This is a genomic window from Vreelandella aquamarina (assembly GCF_044805175.1).
GTDB lineage: Bacteria > Pseudomonadota > Gammaproteobacteria > Pseudomonadales > Halomonadaceae > Vreelandella > Vreelandella aquamarina_B.
Genome location: NZ_CP085232.1, coordinates 2,939,923 through 2,963,448, shown reverse-complemented (window position 1 = coordinate 2,963,448; position 23,526 = coordinate 2,939,923). Strand labels below are relative to the sequence as shown.

The window sequence follows — 23,526 nt, the reverse complement described above, 5'->3', positions numbered from 1 at the left end:
GTACCTCTAGGCTGCGCCGATCATCTTGCGCAGCACGTAGTGAAGGATACCACCGTGACGGTAGTACGCCAGCTCATTGACGGTATCAATTCGGCACTTGGCATCAACGGTACGTTCCCCTTCGCTATTTCTGATCACGACTTGTACAGTGCCGCCAGGCGTTAAGTCGCTTAAACCGGCAATCGAGATCTCTTCATCCCCCGTTAACCCCAGGCTTGTACGGCTTTCACCTTCCGGGAACTGCAGCGGTAGTACCCCCATACCAATCAGGTTGGAACGGTGGATACGCTCGAAGGATTCGGCAATCACTGCGCGCACGCCCAGCAAGCGGGTGCCTTTGGCCGCCCAGTCCCGTGAGGAGCCGGTGCCGTACTCCTTACCGGCAATCACCACCAGCGGGGTGCCTTCCTCTTTGTACTTCATGGCGGCATCATAAATCGCCATCTGCTCGCCGCTCGGCACGTGACGGGTTTCGCCGCCGACGACGCCGTCGAGCATCTCGTTTTTGATGCGCACGTTGGCGAAGGTGCCGCGCATCATCACTTCATGGTTACCCCGGCGGGAGCCGTAGGAGTTGAAGTCGACTGGCTTCACGCCGTGCTCTTGCAGGTAGCGACCGGCGGGGCTGTCGGGCTTGATGGAACCTGCTGGGGAGATGTGGTCGGTGGTGACGGAGTCGCCGAGCATTGCCAGTACGCGGGCGTTCTTCACGTCTTCGATGGCGTCCGGCTCCCGCTGCATCCCTTCAAAGAACGGCGGGTGCTGAATATAGGTTGATTCCGGCCACTCGTACACTTTGCCTTCCGGCACCTTGATCGACTTCCAGGTGTCATCACCCTCAAAGACCGCGCCGTACTCCTTACGGAACATCTCGGTGTTGACCTTTTCGACGGCGCTGGCGATATCCGCCTGCGAAGGCCAGATGTCTTTCAGGTAAACCGGGTTGCCGTCGCTATCCTGGCCGAGCGGGTCGGTGGTTAGGTTGCACTGCACGTTGCCTGCCAATGCATAGGCGACCACCAGGGGCGGTGACGCCAGCCAGTTGGTTTTCACCAGCGGATGCACGCGGCCTTCAAAGTTGCGGTTACCCGACAGCACCGACGCCACGGTGAGGTCGCCGTTGTTGATGGCTTTTTCGATCTCTTCCGGCAGCGGCCCAGAGTTACCGATACAGGTCGTGCAGCCGTAGCCCACGAGGTTGAAGCCTAGGGCATCTAAGTCATCGTTAAGATTGGCGGCGGCGAGATAGTCGGTGACGACTTTAGAGCCGGGAGCCAGCGATGTTTTTACCCAAGGCTTGGTGGTCAAGCCTTTCTCGCGAGCGTTGCGAGCCAGCAAGCCTGCCGCCATCATCACGCTGGGGTTGGAGGTGTTGGTACAGGAGGTAATGGCGGCGATGACTACCGCGCCAGGGTCAAGGCTGAAGTCCTGCTCGCCCATGGTGACGGTTTGGCTGTCACTGTGTTTGAAGTCGTGCTCGTAGCTACGGTCGATACCTACGGCGGTTTGGCCACCCTCGGAGGATAGCTTGCCTTTCTCGGTGGTGGGGCGTGCTTTGCCGTCCTCTTCCATCACTTTGTTAAAGGCGCTGGCCATATCTTTAAGGGCAACGCGGTCCTGCGGGCGTTTGGGGCCTGCCAGGCTGGCTTCCACCTCGTTCATATCCAGGCTGAGCGTATCCGTGAAAATAGGCTCGTCGCCTGGCTCGCGCCACAGCCCTTGGGCTTTGCTGTACGCCTCCACCAGCGCAATCTGGCTATCTTCGCGTCCCGTTAAGCGCAGGTAGTTGAGGGTTTCATCATCCACCGGGAAGAAGCCGCAGGTGGCGCCGTATTCCGGGGCCATGTTGGCAATGGTGGCACGATCCGCCAGCGGCAGGTCTTTCAGGCCGTCGCCGTAAAACTCGACGAACTTACCTACCACGCCTTTTTTACGCAGCATTTCGGTGACGGTCAGGACAAGGTCGGTGGCGGTAATGCCTTCCCGCAGCTTGCCGGTGAGCTTGAAGCCAATGACTTCGGGAATCAGCATTGAAACCGGTTGGCCCAGCATGGCGGCTTCGGCTTCAATGCCGCCCACGCCCCAGCCCAGTACGCCGAGGCCGTTAATCATGGTGGTGTGAGAGTCGGTGCCTACCAGCGTGTCGGGGTAGGCAAAGGTTTTACCATCTTCCTCTTTGGTCCATACCGTGCGGCCCAGATACTCCAGGTTTACCTGGTGGCAGATGCCGGTGCCGGGCGGTACAACGCTAAAGTTATCAAAGGCTTTCTGGCCCCAGCGCAGGAACTCGTAGCGTTCGCCGTTGCGCTGCATTTCGATATCGACGTTTTCTTGGAACGCCGCCGCGTTGCCGAATTTATCGACCATCACCGAGTGGTCAATCACCAAGTCAACCGGGGAGAGTGGGTTGATACGGGCAGGGTCTTCACCGAGCTTTTCTACGGCGGCCCGCATGGAAGCAAGGTCCACCACGCCGGGTACGCCGGTAAAGTCTTGCATCAGCACGCGGGCGGGGCGGTAGCCGATTTCACGGCTGGATTTGCCCTCTTTCTGCCAATCCACCAGGGCCTGCATGTCTTCCTGGTCGACGCTCTCATCGTCAGCGAAGCGCAGCTGGTTTTCGAGCAGGATTTTGAGCGTCTTGGGTAGCCGGTCGATGTTGCCTAGCGTTTCAGCGGCCTTGGGTAGGCTGTAGTAATGGTACTGCTGACTGCCAGCTTCTAAGGTGTGAAGCGTGTTGGGTAGCTTGCTCATTCCAATCTCCTCTGATTGCTTGGCATTTCGCAACGGTCACTGCTTTCCTTGGTATGGCTTACTCATGGTATGGCTAATCCACAGTATGGCTTATTAATAGCACATGGGTGTTTCACCGTGGGGTTTCAAGGCATCTTTGCCTAATAGCGTAGACTAACCCTTGTAATAGCTTGTACTTGGCGCCATTTCAGGCAGACTCTCTTGCAACGTTATCTGCTCAATTGTGACAAAGGTGGTGTCATGGGAACACGTCATGAACGTTTGATTATTCTTGGTTCTGGCCCTGCGGGATATACCGCTGCGGTGTATGCCGCACGGGCTAATTTAAAGCCGCTGCTGATTACCGGTATGCAGGCAGGTGGCCAATTAACCACTACAACCGATGTGGATAACTGGCCCGGCGATGCCGAGGGCGTCCAGGGGCCTGAGTTGATGGAGCGCATGAAGCAGCACGCCGAGCGTTTCAATACCGAGGTGCTGTTTGACCATATCAATGAAGTCAGCCTAAACGAAAAACCGTACACCTTGAAAGGTGACAGCGGCACCTACACCTGCGATGCGCTGATCATTGCGACCGGTGCCAGCGCCCGTTACTTGGGGCTGCCCTCCGAGCAGCAGTTTATGGGCCAAGGGGTTTCCGCCTGCGCTACCTGCGATGGCTTCTTCTACCGTAATCAGGAGGTGATTGTGGTGGGGGGCGGTAATACCGCCGTGGAAGAGGCGCTTTATCTTTCCAACATCGCTTCCAAAGTGACGCTGGTACACCGCCGCGATACCCTGCGCGCGGAAAAAATCCTACAGGACAAACTCTTCGAAAAAGCCGAGGCGGGTAAAATTGCTCTGGAGTGGTTCTACGAAGTAGAGGAAGTGCTGGGTGACAACACCGGCGTGACCGGCGTGCGGGTAAAATCCACCAAGGATGGCTCCACTAAAGAGATCCATGCGCCGGGGCTGTTTATTGCTATCGGCCACAGCCCCAATACCGGCATCTTTGAAGGCCAGCTGGAGATGAATGGCGGCTATATCAAAGTGAAATCGGGCAGTGAAGGTAACGCAACGGCGACCAGCGTGCCGGGTGTGTTTGCCTGTGGCGATGTGATGGATCATATCTATCGTCAGGCAATTACCTCAGCAGGCAGCGGCTGCATGGCGGCGCTGGATGCCGAGCGCTATCTGGATGGCATTGCTTAATTAGGTATATGTCTGTTGCTAGAAGATCTCATTAGTCGGCACAGCTAATGGGATCTTCTCCCACTCTCGCGCGTCCTAAGGTACTTACCACAAGCTCTGCCCCTGAAGATGTTGTTTGATCATTGCTAGGGCAAATAGTGTAGGTGCTGTTAAAGCCTCCGACGTGCCCCATTGCGTTATATTTTATTCTTGAGTGGCCGTTCTTAGTAACGTGGGTGCCTTGCGTAGGTGCGAAAACGCGCAAAATATCTTGTTCACTAATGCTCGTCGTTTTGTCCCCGTTGACGATAATGATGGGGTTGTTCCAGTCATCTGAGCAGGCATTTTTCTCTTCATTAGCCGGGCAGACCGTTATATCGCCTCGCTGAGTAATGGCGGTATTACGTGCCAGGGTGAGGATTGTCTGTAGACGATTCACTTCACTAGTGACCGCCGAGCGCTCCCCCAATGCCTGAAAGTTGGGCAAGCCCCAGGCTGCCAGTATGCCCATTAACGCGAGTGCTACCAGCAACTCAATCAGCGTAAAGCCCGTGTTGTTTCGCCTAGCGGTGTGGTGAGGTTGTGCCATAGTCTCTCTCAGTAGCTTGACCTATTGAAACGCATCACTATGCTCATTCTCTTTATGCCACCCATAGCTGGCACTTTGTTAGCGTCTGTTACGGTGACTCTTTCAGCGATTTTTTTCAGCGTCTTTTTCAACGACTTTCTTAGCAATAGCGGGCAATACGTGTGAGCGATTTCTTAATTATAGGCGGTGGTGTTATTGGCATGATGGCCGCGCTGCAACTGGCAGATGCGGGTCAGAATATCACGCTGGTGGAGCGTGGGATATGCGGGGGAGAGGCTTCCTGGGCAGGTGGTGGCATTGTGTCGCCGCTTTATCCGTGGCGGTACGGCGAGCCGGTATCGCAACTTTCCCGCTGGTCGGAGGGTGTCTATCCGGCGTTGGCGCTGCGCCTGTTGGAAGAGACCGGTATCGACCCTGAGTATCGCCAAAAGGGGTTGCTCTACCTAAACGTGGATGACGACGACGCGGCACTTCATTGGGCCCGCCAGCTAGGTAAACCGTTGGAGCGGGTAGATGCCGCTTTTGTCCATCAAAAAGAGCCAGAGGCAGCCGCACCGGAAGGCAGTGCGCTCTGGATGCCCACTCTGGGCAGCGTGCGTAACCCGCGCTTGGGTCAAGCGCTACGGGCGCGCCTAGCCGCGATGCCAAGCGTCACGCTCATAGAGCAGTGTGGCGTGCAGGGGTTTATTCAGCGCCAAGGCCGCGTGGTGGGTGTTGATACCAACCAAGGCGAGCAGCTTGCCGAGCAGTTGGTGGTATGCGGCGGTGCCTGGGCCGCCCAGCTTTTGGAGGGGTTGAACGTGCGCCTGCCGGTGCGCCCTGTCAAAGGGCAGATGATTGCCTATCAAGCACCGCCAGGGTTAGTGCAACGCGTTGTGCTAAAGGATGGCCGCTATGTGATTCCCCGTAGCGACGGGCTACTGCTGGTAGGCTCGACCCTGGAAGAGGCTGGCTTCGACAAAACCACCGATGCAGAGGCGCTAGCCTCGCTTAAACAGAGCGCGGAGAATATTATCCCCGCGCTGGCAGATTGCCCCGTCGCGCACCACTGGGCGGGCCTGCGCCCCGGCTCGCCAGAAGGCATACCGTTTATTGGCGCACTGCCCGATTTTCCGAATGTGTTTATTAATGCCGGGCACTACCGTAACGGCTTAGTGCTGGCGCCTGCTTCGACCCACCTGCTGGTAGACCAGCTGCTGGGGCGTAAGCCGCTCATCGACCCCGCGCCTTACCGGCCAACAGCCGCGCGTTTGGCTTAGCGGTTGCTGCCGTGGCTGTCGTCTTGCTCCTGCAGAAAGCGATCACGGTGCGCGCTACAGCAGAACCACTGCTCCGCATCGCGCAGCGCCTCGTTCTCGGGGACGTGAACATCGCACCAGCGGCAGCGCACCATATTGCCGCCCTCATGGCGGGGAGGCGTTTGCTGCTGGTGGCTCAGTTTATGTTGGCGGTAAATACCGTACAGTTTTAGACCTGCGTACAGCAGCACGGCAAAAATAATCAACCGAATGATCAATAGGTTCATCCTCTATTGCTCCCAGGGTGGGAAAGGGCAGTGGCAAGGTGGATGCTGTATGGCCTTTGCCACTTGGCACGCCTTGCGGGACAATGCAGCTACTATGTAGACGCCACCGTATTCCGAAGATTCTCAAGAGATTTTAACGCCCATGCAAGACTTAACGCTGGTAATGGCCCAACTCGACCCTCTGGTGGGAGATATTCCCGGCAATGCCGCGCGTGCCATTGAGGCCGTGCGAGAAGCGAGGATTGAGCATGGGGCGGATATTGTTGTCTTCCCCGAGCTGTTTTTATCCGGCTACCCACCGGAGGATTTGCTGCTGCGCCCCTCCATGGAAACCCGCCTGCGGGAAGCTCGGGCCAAAATGGCCGAAAAAATTGCCCGTGATGTGTTGGTGATTATTGGCTACCCCGGCGTGCGTGAAGGCAAGTGCTATAACCTGGCGGGTGTGCTGTACAACGGCCAGTGGGAAGCGGAGTACGCCAAGCAGGCGCTGCCCAACTACCAAGTGTTTGACGAGCAGCGCTATTTTACGCCTGGCACGGAGCCGCTGGTCTACGAACACAAAGGTGCCAAGCTGGGGCTGCTGATTTGTGAGGATCTATGGGAGGGAGCGCCGGTAAAAGCGGCCCACGAAGCGGGCGCCGAAGTGCTGATTAGCCTTAACGCTTCGCCCTACCACCAGGATAAGCCCGCCGAGCGGCTGCGCCTTTTAGAGCAGCGCGCCCAAGATGTGCAGCGGCCGATTGTTTACGTCAATACTATCGGTGGCCAGGACGAGCTGGTGTTCGACGGTGGTTCTAGCTGTGTGGATGCCAGTGGCCAACTCAAGGTGCTGGCGCCCTATTGGCAGGCGGGGTTAATGCCCATTCAACTGCTGCAAACCAGCGCGAATACTTGGGAGCCCCAGGCGGGGGAGATCGAGCCAGACGTCGAGCCGGAAGAGAGCCTCTACTGCGCGCTGGTGACTGGCCTGCGCGACTACGTCAATAAAAGCGGGTTTAAAGGCGTGGTGTTGGGGCTATCCGGCGGGATCGATTCTGCGCTGTCGCTGGCCATTGCGGTGGATGCGCTAGGGCCGCAGCGGGTGCAGGCGGTGATGATGCCTTACCACTACACGGCGGATATCTCCAAACAGGATGCCGCCGAGCAGGCGAACCTGCTGGGCGTGCACTATGACGTTATGCCCATCGAGCCGATGGTGGAAGCCTTTATGGGCACCTTGGCGGAAAGTTTTGCCGGCACCGAGCGGGATACCACCGAAGAGAACCTGCAGTCGCGCTGCCGTGGCGTGCTGCTGATGGCGATTTCCAATAAAAAAGGCCTGATGGTACTCACCACTGGCAACAAGAGCGAAATGGCGGTGGGTTACGCCACGCTGTATGGCGATATGGTGGGTGGCTACAACGCGCTTAAAGATGTGTATAAAACCTGGGTCTACCGTTTGGCACGCTGGCGCAACACCCAGTCTCCGGCGATTCCTGAGCGGGTGATTGAGCGCCCGCCCAGCGCCGAGCTGGCCCCCGGCCAGCAGGATAGCGATTCGCTCCCCGATTATGATGTACTGGATGCCATTTTGGTCCGCTATATCGAAGGGGATATGAGCGCCGAGGCGATTATTGCGGCGGGCTTTGAGAAAGAGGATGTCTACAAAGTCGTTAAACTGGTGGACCGCTGTGAATATAAGCGGCGCCAGGCCCCTGTGGGTGTGCGGGTCACGCCGCGAGGCTTTGGGCGTGACCGTCGTTACCCGATTGTGAACGGCTGGCAGCCTGGGGACTAATCACAGGACTAACCAGTTTACGGCCGTAATAATTCAAGAAAGCATTGGGGGAGGGGCCAAGCAGTGTTTGGCCATCTCTTCCGCCGGTACGGGCTTGCAGAAGTAGTAGCCTTGGTAGGCGTGGCACTGGTGCGCGTTGAGGTAGCGCCAGTGCTCCATCGTTTCTACACCTTCCGCAATCACGTTAAGCCCTAGTGAGCGGCCCATGGCAATGATGGTTTCGACAATCGCCATATCGTCAGGATCTTGGTGAAGATCGCGCACAAAGGATTGGTCGATTTTGATCTGATCCAGCGGTAGACGTTTCAAGTACTGCAGCGATGAGTAGCCGGTGCCAAAATCATCCATCGCGAAGCTGATACCCAGTGCCTTCAGCTGATGCATCCGCTCGATGGTATCTTCCACTTTGCCGATTACGGTACTTGCCGTTAGCTCAAGTTTTAGCTTGTGGGGCGACGCGCCGCTTCGCTCTAGCGCGTTAGACGTTAAACGTAGCCATCTGCACCAGCGTATCCAAGTCATTGGACTGCAGCTGGTAGTTTTGTTGCGACTGCTCTTTGATGACCTGGGTGGCTAGCGCTAACAGTATCAGAGCGGGCAGCACGACCATCAGCACCGGTAGTAGAAATACCATGAACAGGCTTTGGGAGGGTTTCATGGGTAACCTCAAGCAAAGGCGATAGGCCGTGGCGCTATAGGCCACGGCCTTCCTAAACAATCAACGACAGGTGACGTCGTATTTAGAAGCTCTCCCACTCTGGCTCAACGGCTGTCGGTTTACGGGTAGAGGGTGTAGTCGCTTGGGTAGGTAGAGGCAGGTTGGGTTTAGCAACGCCGCTTGCGTTGTGGGTCATGCTGCCCGATGAGGAGTTAGCAGGCAGTTTGAACGCATCCATTGCTTGCAGCAGCTGATATGCATTTTTGCGCAGGTTGTTGGCCGCAGTAGCGCTTTCGGTAACCAGTGAAGCGTTTTGTTGAGTTACCTGGTCCATTTCAGCAACCGCTTGCCCTACTTCCTGTACACCGGCGCTCTGCTCGGCGCTGGCATTACTGATCTCTTGCATAATTGTGGTCACGCGCTCAATGGCTGCCACAATCTCTTCAGTTGACTTGCTGGCTTCTTCCGCTCGCTCGTTACCGTGATTGACGCGCTCAAGATTGCTGGTAATGAGGTTGCTAATCTCTTGGGCGGCATCTGCGCTGCGCTGGGCCAAATTGCGCACTTCCTCGGCGACCACGGCAAAGCCACGACCATGTTCACCGGCCCGCGCGGCTTCTACCGACGCGTTAAGCGCCAGGATATTGGTTTGAAACGCAATGGCATCAATGGTGGAGATAATGCCGGCAATCTCTTGGGAGCTTTTGTTAAGGTCGTTCATTGTGGCGACGACCTGATGTACCGCCTCACCGCCCTGAGTGGCTGTTTGAGACGCCTTGACCGCCTCTTGGCTGGCCTGCTCAGAGTTGTCTGCGTTCTGCTTCACCGTGCTATTGAGCTCCTCCATCGCTGAGGCTGTTTCTGCGAGGGAGCTGGCCTGCTGCTCGGTCCGCGATGAGAGATCGTTATTGCCTTCTGAGATTTGCTCACTGTTGGAGGCCACCGCTTCCGCCAAGGCGCGCACTTGTGCCACGATACTTTGCAACTGCTTAGCCATCTCTACCTGCGAGGCCATGATGCTATGCGTATCACCTTGCTTCAAACGGCCTTGGGTGGCGAGCTCGCCGCGCCCAATGGCTTGAGCAAAAGCTTTTACCTCGTGCGGTTCAGCACCTAGTTCACGGAGAAGCTGACGTGTCAGGTAGATGGCAATAGCGCCACCGACCAGTAGGGCGAACAGGGTTAAGCCAAGCATCTGCATTTGAAACCCGGATGCAGTGTTGCGCGTGCTAGTCGTTACCGCATTATTGAGCTGTTCTTCAAAATCTAAAAAAGCGTTGATGCGTGATAACCATTCGGCATACGCCGGGCCTGCTTGGGTAAGTAGTGTTTGCTTGGCCATAGAGTAGTTGCCAGCACTGTGCGAACTTAGCACGTCCTCTGTCAGCGAATGGGTGAGTTCGGCCTGTTCTGCGATGCGGTTAAGCAAACGCTGCTCTTCATCGCTCACTGGATAGTTGGCAATTAACGACTGCATACGCTCAGAAGCAGTTACGTAGTCATCCTGCAGCTCTCGCATCAGCGTCTGTAGGGCGGTGGTATCACCGTTGGCAACCATCACGATATCGCGCAGCGCAATAGCGCGGTCATGAACGCTACCGCGCCAGTCAATGGCGTGGCGCTGTTTTTGGCCATTAATATCGTTAATTTGCTGGAGTCCGTGGTCAATTTGGTTGACCTGGTAGATACCGATACCGGTGAGTAGCACAAGTAGAACCAGTAAAGTGGAAAACCCCACTGTCATTCTTGTGCCGATACGAGTGCCAGAAAATCGCTTTCTGGGAGAAAGCATAGGTGAGCTCCTTAGGCGCGATGTAGGCGCTTTATTATGTTAGATCTTTTGAATGATAGCGCCATGTAGAATGTTTGTACAATACGCGCATGATTATTGCTGGTTCCTAGCTTAATTAAGTCTTTGTTAGTGAAACCGTTTGGAGAAATGTAAAAACCACGCCGAAGCGTGGTTTTTACGAGGAGAAATACTGTACAGCTTAAAGTATTGTACAGCTTGTAGGGCTTTATCGAACATCGCGAAAAACCTCGTACTTCTAGTGCGAGGATGGATAGCGAGGGGCGCGAGAGCGCCCCTAGTCCGGCCTCGATTGTTGCTCAATATACTGTTTGACCATGCTCAGGGGGGCGCCTCCGACACTTCCCGCAAAGTAGCTTGGACTCCACAGCGAGTTCTTCCGGTAGGCGGGCTGCACCAGTTCAGGGTGTAGTAACTTCATCCGCCGGCTGGATACCCCCTTCAAACTATTCACCAGCTTGGATACCGCCACTTTGGGTGGAAAGTTGACAAGCAAATGGACGTGATCGGTTTCACCGTTGAACTCCTGTAGCTCCGCCTCGAAGTCCCGACACACTCGGTCGAAAAGCAATTCGAGGGAGTTGAGATGCGCGCCGGTGAACACCTTGCCCCGATACTTGGTGACAAAGACCAAATGGGCATGGAGTTTAAAAACGCAGTGCCTTCCTGTTCTGATAGCTTGTTTGGTTTCCATAGACCAAGTATATTCGAAGCCATGAAGCAGACCAAGACCCTCAAGGTTCGAGTGAAGGACAAACACGCCGCCGAGCTTAACCGCATGGCCCGCAGCGTGAATTTTGTTTGGAACTACCTCAACGAACTGTCTTCCCGAGCCATTCGGGAGAAAGGTCTGTTTCTGTCTGCCTACGACATGCACCCCTATACCAAGGGTGCTGGCAAGGACCTCGGCCTGCACAGCCAAACGCTGCAATGCATCGCTGCTGAATACGTTGCCCGCCGCAAGCAGTTCAAAAAGCCCCGCTTGAATTGGCGCAAGTCCGGCGGTGTACGCCGCTCACTTGGCTGGATTCCGGTCAATACCGGCGCGGCCAAGTGGAAGAACGGGCAGGTATTTCACAACGGCACCTACTTCAAGGTGTGGGATAGCTACGGCCTGTCGACATACAAGTTCCGTGCCGGCAGTTTCAACGAAGATAGCCGGGGCCGGTGGTATTTCAATGTTGCGGTCGAGGTGGACGTGCAGCCGACGCTTGGGCAGGGCGCCGTTGGCATCGACCTTGGGCTCAAGGATGTGGCCACCTGTAGCGATGGAGGAAGGCTGGAAAATAGCCGCTTCTACCGCCGCATGGAAGACCAGTTGGCGACAGCCCAACGTGCCCGCAACAAGCGGCGGATAAAAGCTATTCACGCCAAGATCAAGAACCGTCGCCAGGACGCGCAGCACAAGTTTTCCCGGAAACTCGTCAACCAGTACGGCGAAATCGTCGTGGGCGATGTTTCCTCAACCAAGCTCGCGAAGACCAAGATGGCCAAAAGCGTCTACGACGCTGGCTGGTCACAACTGAAAACGATGCTGGAATATAAATGCGCTCACGCAGGCATCGTCTTCAAGGTCGTTCGCGAAACCAACACCACCCGCGCCTGTTCGTCGTGCGGCTCGCTTAGCGGGCCGCAGGGCGTCAACGGGTTGCGAGTAAGGGTCTGGGAGTGCGTGGAGTGTGGTGTACTCCACGACCGGGACGTGAATGCGGCCCGGAATATCCTCAGTCTCGGGGCAGGACGTTGCCCTCAAGAAGTTGGAATCCCCGTCCTTTAGGGCGGGGAGGACGTCAAGGCTGTAAATGGCTAAATAGTGCTCTCCGCTTGCCAACAGATTCAGCGGTTAATCGCGGCTACCAGCGTGCTTGGGAACGAAACGTCCATTTTGCAGCTGCTCGTGATCCGGCGCGTTTTCGCGCAATACAGTGAGCACCTCGCGGGCGCGGTCGTCCATGCCTAAGCCTTGGTAGCCTTCGATCATGGTGGCTAGGGCGTCACGGGTAGCGTTGGATTCCGGGTAGTTTTCGATAACCCAGCGGCCTCGCTCAACGGCGGCTAGGAAAGCACCGCGACGCAAGTAGTAGTCGGCCACGTGTAGCTCGTGACGGGCTAATAGCTCACGCAGATAGACAATGCGCTGCTGGGCATCCGGCGCGTACTGGCTCTGCGGGAAGCGCTGAATCAGTTCGCGGAAATCGTTGTAGGCATCCCGCGAGGCGCCCAGGTCGCGCTTGGAGATGTCGATCAAGCGCAGGCGCTCTAGGCTAAAACGGCCTGCCTGCCAAGCGGACAGCCCGCGCAGGTAGTAGGCGTAGTCCACCTGGGGGTGGTCTGGGTGCAGGCGGATAAAGCGGCTGGCGGCAGCGCGCGCCTCTTCCCAGTTGCTGTTTTCGTAATAGGCGTAAATCAGCTCAAGCTGGGCCTGTTCGGCGTGGGGGCCGAACGGATAGCGAGTATCCAGGGCTTCAAGGCGCTCGATAGCAATCGGGAAGCGGTTGCTATCGAGTGCGGTGCGTGCCAGCTCATACAGCTCGCGCTCTTGTACCCCCGCAAACTCATCTTCCTCTTCCGGGGTCGTGTCGTTGCTAGCGCAGCCCGCCAGGAGGGCAAGGCTTAAGGCTAGGGCGCCAAAGCGATTGGCAGCGGAAAAAACGCGCATCATCATCCTCGTTGCAAACAAGCCTCAATCACCGAAAAGCGACGATGGCCATAAGTAGAAATGGTAGAATAGGTCGCAGTTAGCCCACTATAAAACACCTAGACGCAAAACGCAGGCTTAGCGACACGTTAAGCGTATTATGTGACACAGCTGGGCGGTTAGCGTCTTAGAGAGGTTATTCATGTCTCGTATTGTTGAAGCCACGCAGCGGGTGCCCGCCTCATTAGCTGGTGCACGCTTGGACCAAGCGGCAGCGGAGTTGTTCAGCGATTACTCCCGCGAGCGTTTGAAAGCGTGGATCAACGCCGGTGAACTCACCGTCGATGGTGCCAAAGTAAAACCCAAAGCTAAGCTGCATGGTGATGAAGTGCTGGCGCTCAACGCGACCATTGAAGAGGATACGCGCTTCGAGCCACAGGACATTGCGCTGGATATCGTCTATGAAGATGAGGCCGTCATCGTCATTAATAAGGCGGCGGGTATGGTTGTTCATCCGGCGGCGGGCAATCCAGATGGCACGTTGCTTAACGCGCTGTTGCATCATCATCCAGCACTGGCGGAGGTGCCGCGTGCGGGGATCGTCCACCGTTTGGATAAAGACACCACCGGGCTGATGATGGTCGCCAAAACCCTGCCCGCTCAAACGACGTTGGTAGAGCAGCTTCAGGCGCGCACCGTTTCCCGCCAATACGATGCGGTGGTGATTGGCAAGCCTGTGGCTGGTAGCACTATTGATGCACCGATTGGCAGACACCCGAAAGACCGCAAGCGTCAGGCAGTGACGGCCTCCGGCAAGCCTGCGGTGACCCATTTTCGCGTGGTAGAGCGTTTCCGTGCTCACACCCACGTTCGCTGCCAGTTAGAAACCGGCCGTACTCACCAAATCCGCGTACACATGGCCCACGCCCGTTACCCGCTGATTGGTGACCCGCTCTATAGCGGGCGTGCCAAGCTGCCGCCCGGTGCCTCGGGGCCATTAAAGGAAATTTTGCGCGAGTTTCCCCGTCAGGCGCTCCATGCCCGCAAGCTGAGCTTTGTACATCCCGTCAGTGGCGAAACCCTCACTTTTCAAGCCGATCTGCCCGATGATCTACTAATGTTGTTGGACTACCTGCGCGAAGATAGCGAGACCATGCGATGAGTGACGCCATTGACCTGCGCCCGACACTGCTGCTGCCAGACTGGCCTGCGCCCGCTAACGTAAGGGCCTTTGTGACTACTCGTGAAACCGGGCCGAGCCAGAACGACTTTGCCGCCTTCAACCCAGCGGCCCATGTTGGCGATAACCCTGCCCATGTGGCGCTATGTCGGCGGTTAATGCAGAAAGAGATTGGTGACGAGCGCCCGCTGCTGTGGCTTAACCAAACCCATGGTGCCCGGGTGCAGCAAGAGTACCAAAGCACTCCCCCTGAAGCAGACGCCGCCGTGGCTAATAGCAGCGAGTACGCTTGCGTGGTACTCACGGCAGACTGTTTGCCGGTACTGTTCTGCAACCGCCAAGGCACGCAGGTAGCGGTGGCCCATGCTGGCTGGCGGGGGTTGGCAGGCGGGGTGCTAGAGGCTGCGGTGGCCGCGATGAACTGTGACCCCAACGATATTTTGGTGTGGCTAGGCCCGGCTATTTCCAACGCCCAGTTTGAAGTGGGCCCGGAAGTTTACGGTGCCTTTGTAGCGGTACACCCCGAAACCGCCGATGCCTTTGATCACAGCCCCTATCGACTTGGTCACTACATGGCTGATTTATATCGGTTGGCGCGCTTTCGCTTAGAGGAGTTAGGGATCCATCATATTAGCGGCGGGCACTTCTGTACCGCCTGCGAATCGCGCTTTTACTCCTACCGCCGCGACAATGGCCACACCGGCCGTATGGCGAGCGTGATCTGGATCAACTAAGAGCCACTTGAAATACGTGGATATGACGCCATCTAACTTGTCAAGCTAATCGTCTTTAGCACGTTCAACGACAAGTTATCGGGAAGCGCCGTGGGTCCAAACGCACGGCTACCCCAGGAGGCACTCCATGCGATTCGATAAATTCACTGCCAAATTACAGGCTGCCATTGCGGAAGCGCAGTCCCTCGCGGTAGGCCACGGCCACAACCAGCTTGAACCAGTGCACCTGCTGCTGGCGCTGATCGACACCAAAGATACCGGCATTAAAGCGCTGATTGAAAAAGCCGAAGGCAGCAGCTCGCGCCTGCGTGACGGCTTGCAGCGTCAAATGGACGACCTGCCCAAAGTCAGCCAGTTCGATGGCGATGTTCAACCCTCCCGCGACTTCGTTAAGCTGGTTAATCTCACCGACCGCGAGGCGCAAAAGCGCGGCGACCAGTTTATTGCTTCTGAGCTTGTGTTGCTGGCTGCGCTGGAAATGAACAGTGCCATTACCAAGCTGATGAAAGAGGCGGGGCTGAGCCGTAAAAGCTTAGAGGCGGCGATTAACAGCCTGCGCGGTGGTGCCAAGATAGATGACCCCAACGCGGAAGAGCAGCGCGAAGCGCTCAACAAGTACACCCTCGACCTGACCCAGCGCGCGCTGGATGGCAAGCTCGACCCGGTGATTGGCCGTGACGATGAAATCCGCCGCACCATCCAAGTATTGCAACGGCGTACCAAAAACAACCCGGTACTGATTGGTGAGCCTGGCGTGGGTAAAACCGCGATTGTTGAGGGCTTGGCCCAGCGTATCGTCAATGGCGAGGTGCCCGAAGGGTTGAAGGACAAGCGTGTGCTCTCGCTGGACATGGGCTCGCTTCTGGCAGGGGCTAAGTTCCGCGGTGAGTTTGAAGAGCGCCTGAAAGCGGTACTGAAAGAGCTCGCTCAAGAAGAGGGTCGGGTCATCCTGTTTATCGACGAGCTGCACACCATGGTGGGCGCAGGCAAAGCCGAGGGCGCCATGGATGCGGGCAATATGCTCAAACCAGCGCTGGCGCGTGGCGAGCTGCACTGTGTGGGCGCCACCACGTTGGATGAGTACCGCAAGTACATTGAAAAGGACGCCGCGTTAGAGCGCCGCTTCCAGAAAGTGCTGGTGGATGAACCCACCGAGGCCGATACCATCGCCATTCTGCGTGGTTTGAAAGAGCGCTACGAGGTGCACCACGGCGTTGATATTACCGACTCGGCGATTATTGCCGCCGCTAAGCTTTCTACGCGTTACATTACCGACCGCCAACTGCCGGACAAAGCCATCGACCTGATCGATGAGGCAGCATCGCGGATTCGTATGGAGCTAGACTCCAAGCCCGAAGAGATGGATCGCCTTGATCGCCGCCTCATCCAGCTCAAGATGGAGCGGGAGGCGCTGAAAAAAGAGACCGACGAAGCGAGCAAAAAACGCCTGGAGGCGCTGAATAACCAGATCCACGATTTAGAGCGTGAGTACGCTGACTTGGATGAGATCTGGAAAGCGGAAAAAGCCAGCATCCAGGGCGCGGCGCAGTTTAAGGCGGAGCTTGAGCAGGCGCGTATTGATCTTGAGCAAGCGCGCCGCCAGGGCGACTTAGGCCGTATGTCAGAAATTCAGTACGGCAAAATTCCCGCGCTGGAGAAGAAAATCAGCGAGGCGGGCGAGGGTGAAGCAGATACCGCTAGCCACCAACTGCTGCGCTCTAACGTCACGGAGGAGGAGATTGCTGAGGTGGTCTCCCGCTGGACGGGCATCCCGGTGTCCAAAATGTTGGAAGGCGAGCGGGATAAACTGCTGCGGATGGAAGAGGCGCTGCATCAGCGTGTCATCGGCCAGAACGAGGCGGTAGAGGCCGTGGCAAACGCGGTGCGTCGCTCTCGGGCTGGCCTTGCCGACCCCAATCGCCCCAACGGCTCGTTCCTGTTCCTCGGCCCGACCGGGGTGGGTAAAACCGAGCTGTGCAAGTCGCTGGCCAACTTCCTGTTCGATACAGAAGAGGCGATGGTGCGTATCGACATGTCGGAGTTTATGGAGAAGCACTCCGTGGCCCGTTTGATTGGCGCGCCTCCTGGTTATGTGGGCTATGAAGAGGGCGGCTATTTAACCGAAGCGGTGCGCCGCAAGCCCTACTCGGTGCTGCTGCTGGATGAGGTGGAGAAAGCACACCCGGATGTATTCAACATTCTGCTGCAGGTGCTGGAAGATGGCCGCTTGACCGATGGCCAGGGCCGCACCGTCGACTTCCGCAACACCGTGATCGTGATGACCTCCAACATGGGTTCGGACATTATCCAGCGCATGGGCGGGGATGATAACGATTACGAGCTGATGAAAAATGCGGTGATGGAGGTGGTGGGTAACCACTTCCGTCCTGAATTGATCAACCGCATTGATGAGGTGGTGGTGTTCCACGCACTCGGCCAAGAGCAAATCCAGGCCATTGCCGGTATTCAGTTGGAGCGCTTGAAAGCACGTCTGGCCGAGCACGATCTAAGCTTGGAGGTCAGCGACGATGCCATGGCGCAGCTAGCGGTGGTGGGTTTTGACCCTGTGTTTGGTGCGCGGCCATTGAAGCGGGCGATTCAAAGCCGTATTGAGAATCCGCTGGCCCAGGATCTGTTGGCGGGCAAGTACGCCCCCGGCGATACCATTCATGTGAGCGCTGATGAAGGGAAGCTAGTGTTTAGTTAATCGCGCTGGCGCCATTCACGCACTGGTACCACTGACATCATCGCGCAATCAAATAGGGAAAATGCCCCGTCAGCACCGCTGGCGGGGCATTTTTTTGGCCTTCTTGCGACCTTTGTTGCGTTTGTCAGGATCGGAGGTTGACAGGCTAAGGGCGCTAATGGAATCTTGTGGGTTCCTGATTTGCGGGCGCGGAACTAACGGGCAACCCCTAATCCCCGCGCGAAGGGTAGGCAAATGCCTCTACCCGCCGAAGGACTTCCGGGCTTGGGCTAACCGCCCGACCTGGCCAACGCCCCGACACGGTAAACCGCCGTGTAAGGGAGTTCCCATTGTGTATTGTCATCAATGGTGGCTCCCGATGAGAGTGCAGGCCCTAACCGGGCCATATTGCCAGGGTTTGGCATCAGGTGCCGGCATGGGCCGGCAGCGGCATACCGTCGCACTCGACCCCGCAGGATGTCCTGCGGATCGCACTCGAGACCTCCAGGGGAGAAACACTGTGGAACTGCTTTCCGGCGCAGATATGATCGCCCGCTTCTTGCAAGATGAGGGCGTAGAGCACATTTATGGTTATCCCGGCGGCGCAGCGCTGCATATTTACGATGCACTGTTCCGCCAGGACAAAGTGAAGCACATTCTGGTGCGTCACGAGCAGGCAGCCACCCACGCTGCCGATGGCTATGCCCGTGCCTCCGGCAAGCCAGGCGTGGTGCTGGTCACCTCCGGCCCCGGCGCCACCAACGCGGTGACCGGGATCGCCACTGCCTATATGGATTCAATTCCTATGGTGGTGCTATGTGGTCAGGTAATGAGCCACCTGATAGGCGATGATGCCTTCCAGGAAACCGATATCGTCGGCGTTACCCGCCCCATCGTGAAGCACAGCTTCTCGGTTCGTCATCCGTCTGAAATTCCTGAAGTGCTGAAAAAAGCCTTCTATCTGGCATCAACCGGCCGCCCCGGCCCGGTAGTGGTCGATATTCCCAAGGATATGACTGCGCCCACCGAGCGCTACGAATACGTTTACCCGAAAAAGGTCAAACTGCGTTCGTATAACCCGGTGACCCGTGGCCACACCGGACAGATTAAAAAAGCCGTGGAAATGATGCTGAAAGCCAAGCGCCCAGTGTTTTATACCGGTGGCGGCGTGGTGACCGGCAAGGCCAGCGAAGGCTTAACCGATTTGGTGAAGCAGCTTGGCTTCCCGATTACCACCACGCTGATGGGCATTGGCGCCTACCCGCAAAGCGACCGCCAGTGTTTAGGCTGGCTCGGTATGCACGGCTCTTACGAATCTAACATGGCCATGCACCACGCCGACCTGATTATTGCGATTGGCGCGCGCTTTGATGACCGGGTGACGAACAACACCTCGAAGTTCTGCCCGACGGCCAAGATTATCCATGTAGACGTCGATCCTAGCTCAATCTCCAAGACGGTTCGGGCGGATGTACCGATTGTTGGGCCGGCATCCAGCGTTATTAATGAGATGATCAGCCTGGTGCAGGGGCAGCAGGTTGCCCATCCCGAGGCACTGGCCGATTGGTGGCAGAAGATCGACGGCTGGCGTGCCGATCGTGAAGGGAAGCTGTATGAGCCCTCCAAGCCAGGCGAAGTGCTCAAGCCCCAGGAAGTGATCGAAGCGCTGTGCCGCGTGACCCGTGGCGAAGCGTACGTCACCACCGACGTTGGTCAGCACCAGATGTTTGCGGCGCAGTACTATAAGTTCGATAAGCCGAACCGTCTGATTACCTCCGGCGGGCTGGGCACCATGGGCTTTGGCTTCCCGGCGGCCATGGGTATCAAGCAAAATTTCCCGGACGACGATGTGGTGTGCGTCACCGGCGAAGGCAGCTTCCAGATGATGATGCAGGAGCTCTCCACCTGTAAGCAGTACGGCGTGGGCGTCAAAATCGTCAACCTGAACAACGCATCGCTAGGTATGGTGCGCCAGTGGCAGGATTTGAACTATAAATCCCGCCACGCACACTCGTATATGGAGTCGCTGCCCGATTTCCATATGCTGATTGAGGCGTATGGGTTTACCGCCATCACCGTGAATACGCTAGATGAGTTGGAACCGGCGCTTGAGCGTGCCTTTGCCAACAAGCATGAGTTGGTATTCCTGGACGTGAAGGTGGACCCCCATGAGCACGTCTACCCGATGCAGGTGCCGCTGGGCGCCATGCGTGACATGCTGCTGTCTAAAACGGAGCGTACCTGATGCGTCATATCATCTCGATTCTGATGGAAAACGAACCGGGTGCGCTGTCACGTGTGGTCGGGCTGTTCTCCCAGCGTAACTTCAACATCGAAACGCTAAACGTTGCACCGACGGAAGATCCGTCGCTGTCCCGCTTAACGGTAACCACCATCGGCGACGACCGGGTGATTGAGCAGATCACCAAGCACCTCAATAAGCTGATTGATGTGGTAAAGCTGGTGGATCTCACCGAAGGCAACCACATCGAGCGCGAGCTGATGCTGGTGAAGGTAAAAGCGCTAGGTGCTGCCCGCGATGAGGTGAAGCGCACGGTAGATATCTTCCGCGCGCAGATCGTCGACGTGACGCCCAGCCTCTACACGGTGCAGATTACCGGCGACGCTTCAAAGCTGGATGCCTTCCTACAGGCCATGGCGCCGGTGGGCATTCTCGAAGTGGCGCGTACCGGGGTGTCCGGTATCGCCCGTGGTGATAAAGTGCTTTCGCTATAAGCCGCACCTGATAGCGGCGAGGTTCAAAGTCGCTGCTGTGAAGACCAAAAGCCGCCCTTCGTCGGGCGGCTTTTTCGTACTTAATGCTCTGACATCAAGTGAGAGTTAGCGCGGATTAACCGCCGCCCAAAACGCATCAATCATCGGGTTTTTTAACCGCCGGTTCAGCACGCAGAGGCCGACATCATAGTGGGGCAGCTCCGGCTTGACGTTAAGTACCTGTACCCGTTCCGCCAGCGGGCTGTTGTCCAGCACGATCTTGGGGACAACACCCACACCGAAGCCAAGCCCGACCATACTCACAATCGCTTCGTGTCCGGCTACCTGGGCATAAATGCGTGGCGCAATGCCCATGGCTTTGAACCAGGTGTTGGCGTACTCCCTGGAGAGGCCCGCTTCCGACAGAATCATCGGCACATGCTGCCACTGCCCGGCAGTGGAGCTTTCCGGCTGAGGGGGCAGCCATGCGTGTGGCTCAGTGGGGGCAATAAACAGCAGCGGCGAGCGGGTCAGCGACTTAAACGCCAGCGCGCTGGGTGGAATACGAGGGCGAGGAGTAATCGCCATATCGTCTGCGCCTTCCAAGACCCGCGACATCGCATCGGCGGGGTCGCCGGTATGCAGTTTTAGCTCGATGCCTGGGTGGCGGGTGCGTACATCACTCAGTAATTCATACAGAAAGCTATAGCTGGCCGTGACCGAGCAGTAAATGCTGATTTCACCGCTTAGCTGTGCTGTGGTTGCAGCCAGGGTGCGTTTTTGGGTTTCCCACTGCTCTAGCGTCTCTTTGGCATAGTGCTGAAAAGCGATGCCGTGCGGCGTCAGCGTGACATGGCGGTTATCGCGTTCAAATAGGCGGGTTCCAAGCTCGCTTTCCACCTGTTGAATAGAGCGGCTCAGCGTCGAAGGGCTGATATGGCAAAGCTCGCTGGCGCGGCCAAAGTGTAGTGTCTCAGCGAGGGTAACCACGTGCTTGAGTAGGCGAAAATCCATAAAGACCTGTATGCTGGGCGTTATTTCATAATATGAAATAGTATGTTGCAAACATAGCGTTTTACGCAACGGGTGTGCTGTCGTAGAGTAACCCCAACGCCGATATCCCAGTGCTGCATAAGACGGCACGGGTGGCCATCAACGCTGACACATACGCTATAAACATTTGATCATATCGACTTCTGGAGTCTCGCCATGCACGTTTATTACGATAAAGATTGCGACCTGTCCCTCATTCAAGCCAAAAAAGTCACCATCGTTGGCTACGGCTCCCAGGGTCACGCCCACGCCAACAACCTGAAAGAGTCCGGCGTTGACGTTACTGTCGCTCTGCGCGAAGGCTCCTCTTCTGCAGCGAAAGCAGAAGCTGCCGGCCTGAAAGTCGCCAGCGTACCGGAAGCGTGCAAAACCGCTGACGTGGTCATGATCCTGGCGCCGGATGAAAACCAAAAAGCCATCTACGAGCAGGAAGTTGAGCCGAACCTGAAAGAGGGCGCGACGCTGGCGTTCGCCCACGGCTTCAACATCCACTACAACCAGATCGAGCCGCGCAAAGACCTCGACGTGATCATGATCGCACCGAAAGCGCCGGGCCACACCGTTCGTTCTGAGTTTGTGAAAGGTGGCGGTATCCCCGACCTGATCGCTATCCACCAGGATGCGTCTGGCAATGCTAAAGAGCTGGCGCTCTCCTACGCTGCCGGCGTAGGCGGTGGCCGCAGCGGCATTATCGAAACAACCTTCAAAGACGAAACCGAAACCGATCTGTTCGGTGAGCAGGCAGTCCTGTGCGGTGGCGCGGTTGAGCTGGTGAAAGCCGGTTTTGAAACCCTGACCGAAGCAGGCTACGCGCCAGAAATGGCTTACTTCGAGTGTCTGCATGAGCTCAAGCTGATCGTCGACCTGATGTACGAAGGCGGCATTGCCAATATGAACTACTCCATCTCTAACAACGCAGAGTATGGCGAGTACGTGACTGGCCCTGAGGTCATCAACGATCAGTCCCGTGCGGCAATGCGCAATGCGCTCAAGCGTATCCAGACCGGTGAATACGCCAAGATGTTCATCCAGGAAGGCAACACCAACTATCCGTCCATGACCGCTCGTCGTCGCCTGAATGCCGAGCACGAAATTGAGCAGGTGGGTGCCAAACTGCGCGGCATGATGCCGTGGATTGCCGCCAACCAGCTGGTTGATAAGTCTAAAAACTAATCGACCGACCGGTTCGCTAACGCCCCGAGAGTTCAGTGCCTCGGGGCGTTTTTTGTTGCCTGGGGTAATTGCTGGCTGCCTGAGCGTCACCGTGTAGAATGAGAAGTGATCACTTTTCATGTGACTTTACTTCAAATGGATGACACTTATGACCCAGGATGCTCGCGATCAAGAGCACGAAAAGCCTCAGCCGTCAGATTCAGATGCTGCTGCCAACGGTGAATCACCTCAGCAATCGTCGACAAGCGATGATGCTGCCAGTAATGAAGATCTGGCGGCAGCGTTTTTGCGCGACACCGAAGTGGTAGAAGAGGCCGTTGAGGATGGTAAGAAAATTCGCCGTAAAGGCATCTACCTCTTGCCCAACCTATTCACTACTTCCGCGCTCTTCTCAGGCTTTTTTGCCGTTGTAGCGGGAATTAACGGTGAGTTCACTTCCGCTGCGGTGGCCATTTTCATTGCCATGGTGCTGGACGGCTTAGATGGCCGCGTTGCCCGTATGACCAATACCCAGAGCGAATTTGGTGCCGAATACGACAGCCTTGCCGATATGATCTCATTTGGCATGGCCCCAGCATTAGTCGCCTTTACCTGGATTTTGCAGGATATCGGTAAAACAGGGTGGGTCGTTGCCTTTCTCTATGTGGCCTGTGCCGCGCTGCGCCTAGCGCGTTTTAATGTGCAGATCGGTAGCGTCGATAAGAAGTGGTTTATTGGGTTACCGAGTCCTTCTGCAGCGGCGTTAGTAGCCGCTAGCGTGTGGACTTTCCATAGTTTCGATGCCGATGCATTTGGCTTCAAACTGCTGATGCTGGTAGTTGTTGGTGCGGCAGGTGTCCTGATGGTGAGTAACATCCGCTACTACAGCTTTAAGGATCTGGATTTTAAAAAGCCGGTGCCTTTCGTTGTTCTATTAGCGGTCGTGCTAGGGTTCGTGATGATTTCGGTAGAGCCTTCCGTCATGCTGCTGCTGCTATTTGCTGCCTACGTCTGTTCAGGCCCTGTACTGGCCATTATGCGTAAGGCAAAACCCAAGAGCTGAACTTTTTGAAAACTTTTTCACA

General features: G+C 56.6%; 20 protein-coding genes. 11 read left to right on the top strand and 9 right to left on the bottom strand.

Going from position 1 to position 23,526, the window contains the following annotated elements:
* Nucleotides 1–6 precede the first annotated feature (6 nt).
* Nucleotides 7–2,754: an aconitate hydratase AcnA gene (gene acnA / locus LG300_RS13765; protein ID WP_404375883.1), complete on the bottom strand. Its 2,748-nt coding sequence runs from the start codon at nucleotides 2,752–2,754 to the stop codon at nucleotides 7–9.
* 240 nt (nucleotides 2,755–2,994) lie between these two features.
* Between acnA and trxB the strand changes: the two genes are divergently transcribed.
* A complete protein-coding gene (gene trxB / locus LG300_RS13760) occupies nucleotides 2,995–3,945 on the top strand; it encodes a thioredoxin-disulfide reductase (RefSeq protein ID WP_404375882.1) in 951 nt (316 codons plus the stop codon).
* 31 nt (nucleotides 3,946–3,976) lie between these two features.
* On the opposite strand, the gene LG300_RS13755 is transcribed toward trxB, so the two are convergent.
* Entirely contained in the window at nucleotides 3,977–4,513 is a 537-nt protein-coding gene (locus LG300_RS13755) for a GspH/FimT family pseudopilin (protein ID WP_404375881.1), read from the bottom strand.
* 161 nt (nucleotides 4,514–4,674) lie between these two features.
* On the opposite strand from LG300_RS13755, the gene thiO reads away from it, so the two are divergent.
* Entirely contained in the window at nucleotides 4,675–5,772 is a 1,098-nt protein-coding gene (gene thiO / locus LG300_RS13750; RefSeq protein WP_404375880.1) for a glycine oxidase ThiO, read from the top strand.
* Here the strand turns inward: thiO and LG300_RS13745 are convergent.
* On the bottom strand, nucleotides 5,769–6,038 hold the full coding sequence (locus tag LG300_RS13745; protein WP_404375879.1) for a PP0621 family protein: 270 nt from the start codon (nucleotides 6,036–6,038) through the stop codon (nucleotides 5,769–5,771). The genes thiO and LG300_RS13745 overlap by 4 nt on opposite strands.
* 142 nt (nucleotides 6,039–6,180) lie before the next feature.
* Here LG300_RS13745 and LG300_RS13740 point away from each other — a divergent pair, with 142 nt between their 5' ends.
* On the top strand, nucleotides 6,181–7,815 hold the full coding sequence (locus LG300_RS13740) for an NAD+ synthase (protein WP_404375878.1): 1,635 nt from the start codon (nucleotides 6,181–6,183) through the stop codon (nucleotides 7,813–7,815).
* Nucleotides 7,816–7,848: 33 nt separating this feature from the next.
* On the opposite strand, the gene LG300_RS13735 is transcribed toward LG300_RS13740, so the two are convergent.
* From LG300_RS13735 to tnpA, 4 genes are all read right to left on the bottom strand, one after another.
* Nucleotides 7,849–8,337 (bottom strand): EAL domain-containing protein, encoded by a 489-nt coding sequence (locus LG300_RS13735; RefSeq protein WP_404375877.1) that lies wholly within the window; start codon nucleotides 8,335–8,337, stop codon nucleotides 7,849–7,851.
* Complete coding sequence (locus LG300_RS13730; RefSeq protein WP_404375876.1) at nucleotides 8,294–8,473, bottom strand: hypothetical protein; 180 nt, start codon at nucleotides 8,471–8,473, stop codon at nucleotides 8,294–8,296. Before LG300_RS13730 ends, LG300_RS13735 begins: the two co-directional genes overlap by 44 nt.
* Before the next feature lie 82 nt (nucleotides 8,474–8,555).
* Entirely contained in the window at nucleotides 8,556–10,265 is a 1,710-nt protein-coding gene (locus tag LG300_RS13725; protein WP_404375875.1) for a methyl-accepting chemotaxis protein, read from the bottom strand.
* A gap of 295 nt (nucleotides 10,266–10,560) precedes the next feature.
* Entirely contained in the window at nucleotides 10,561–10,977 is a 417-nt protein-coding gene (tnpA, locus tag LG300_RS13720) for an IS200/IS605 family transposase (protein ID WP_084812773.1), read from the bottom strand.
* 21 nt (nucleotides 10,978–10,998) lie between these two features.
* On the opposite strand from tnpA, the gene LG300_RS13715 reads away from it, so the two are divergent.
* Complete coding sequence (locus LG300_RS13715; RefSeq protein WP_404375874.1) at nucleotides 10,999–12,060, top strand: RNA-guided endonuclease InsQ/TnpB family protein; 1,062 nt, start codon at nucleotides 10,999–11,001, stop codon at nucleotides 12,058–12,060.
* A gap of 66 nt (nucleotides 12,061–12,126) precedes the next feature.
* Here the strand turns inward: LG300_RS13715 and LG300_RS13710 are convergent, their stop codons facing one another.
* Nucleotides 12,127–12,942 (bottom strand): outer membrane protein assembly factor BamD, encoded by an 816-nt coding sequence (locus LG300_RS13710; RefSeq protein WP_404375873.1) that lies wholly within the window; start codon nucleotides 12,940–12,942, stop codon nucleotides 12,127–12,129.
* 181 nt (nucleotides 12,943–13,123) lie between these two features.
* Here LG300_RS13710 and rluD point away from each other — a divergent pair, with 181 nt between their 5' ends.
* The 5 genes from rluD to ilvN all read left to right on the top strand — a co-directional run bounded on the left by rluD (nucleotide 13,124) and on the right by ilvN (nucleotide 20,257).
* Entirely contained in the window at nucleotides 13,124–14,083 is a 960-nt protein-coding gene (gene rluD / locus LG300_RS13705) for a 23S rRNA pseudouridine(1911/1915/1917) synthase RluD (protein ID WP_404375872.1), read from the top strand.
* Nucleotides 14,080–14,835 carry a peptidoglycan editing factor PgeF gene (gene pgeF, locus LG300_RS13700; protein ID WP_404375871.1) on the top strand — a complete coding sequence of 252 codons (756 nt, stop codon included), beginning with the start codon at nucleotides 14,080–14,082 and terminating at the stop codon, nucleotides 14,833–14,835. The genes rluD and pgeF overlap by 4 nt, the downstream gene beginning before the upstream one ends.
* A gap of 127 nt (nucleotides 14,836–14,962) precedes the next feature.
* Entirely contained in the window at nucleotides 14,963–17,542 is a 2,580-nt protein-coding gene (gene clpB / locus LG300_RS13695) for an ATP-dependent chaperone ClpB (protein ID WP_404375870.1), read from the top strand.
* A gap of 499 nt (nucleotides 17,543–18,041) precedes the next feature.
* Nucleotides 18,042–19,766: an acetolactate synthase 3 large subunit gene (locus LG300_RS13690; RefSeq protein ID WP_404375869.1), complete on the top strand. Its 1,725-nt coding sequence runs from the start codon at nucleotides 18,042–18,044 to the stop codon at nucleotides 19,764–19,766.
* Complete coding sequence (gene ilvN / locus LG300_RS13685) at nucleotides 19,766–20,257, top strand: acetolactate synthase small subunit (protein WP_078090039.1); 492 nt, start codon at nucleotides 19,766–19,768, stop codon at nucleotides 20,255–20,257. Before LG300_RS13690 ends, ilvN begins: the two co-directional genes overlap by 1 nt.
* A gap of 105 nt (nucleotides 20,258–20,362) precedes the next feature.
* Here the strand turns inward: ilvN and ilvY are convergent, their stop codons facing one another.
* On the bottom strand, nucleotides 20,363–21,250 hold the full coding sequence (gene ilvY, locus LG300_RS13680) for an HTH-type transcriptional activator IlvY (RefSeq protein WP_404375868.1): 888 nt from the start codon (nucleotides 21,248–21,250) through the stop codon (nucleotides 20,363–20,365).
* Nucleotides 21,251–21,445: 195 nt separating this feature from the next.
* Here ilvY and ilvC point away from each other — a divergent pair, with 195 nt between their 5' ends.
* Together ilvC and pssA are read left to right on the top strand one after the other, a co-directional pair.
* Nucleotides 21,446–22,462: a ketol-acid reductoisomerase gene (gene ilvC / locus LG300_RS13675; protein ID WP_404375867.1), complete on the top strand. Its 1,017-nt coding sequence runs from the start codon at nucleotides 21,446–21,448 to the stop codon at nucleotides 22,460–22,462.
* A gap of 148 nt (nucleotides 22,463–22,610) precedes the next feature.
* A complete protein-coding gene (pssA, locus tag LG300_RS13670) occupies nucleotides 22,611–23,504 on the top strand; it encodes a CDP-diacylglycerol--serine O-phosphatidyltransferase (RefSeq protein WP_404375866.1) in 894 nt (297 codons plus the stop codon).
* Nucleotides 23,505–23,526: the final 22 nt, after the last annotated feature.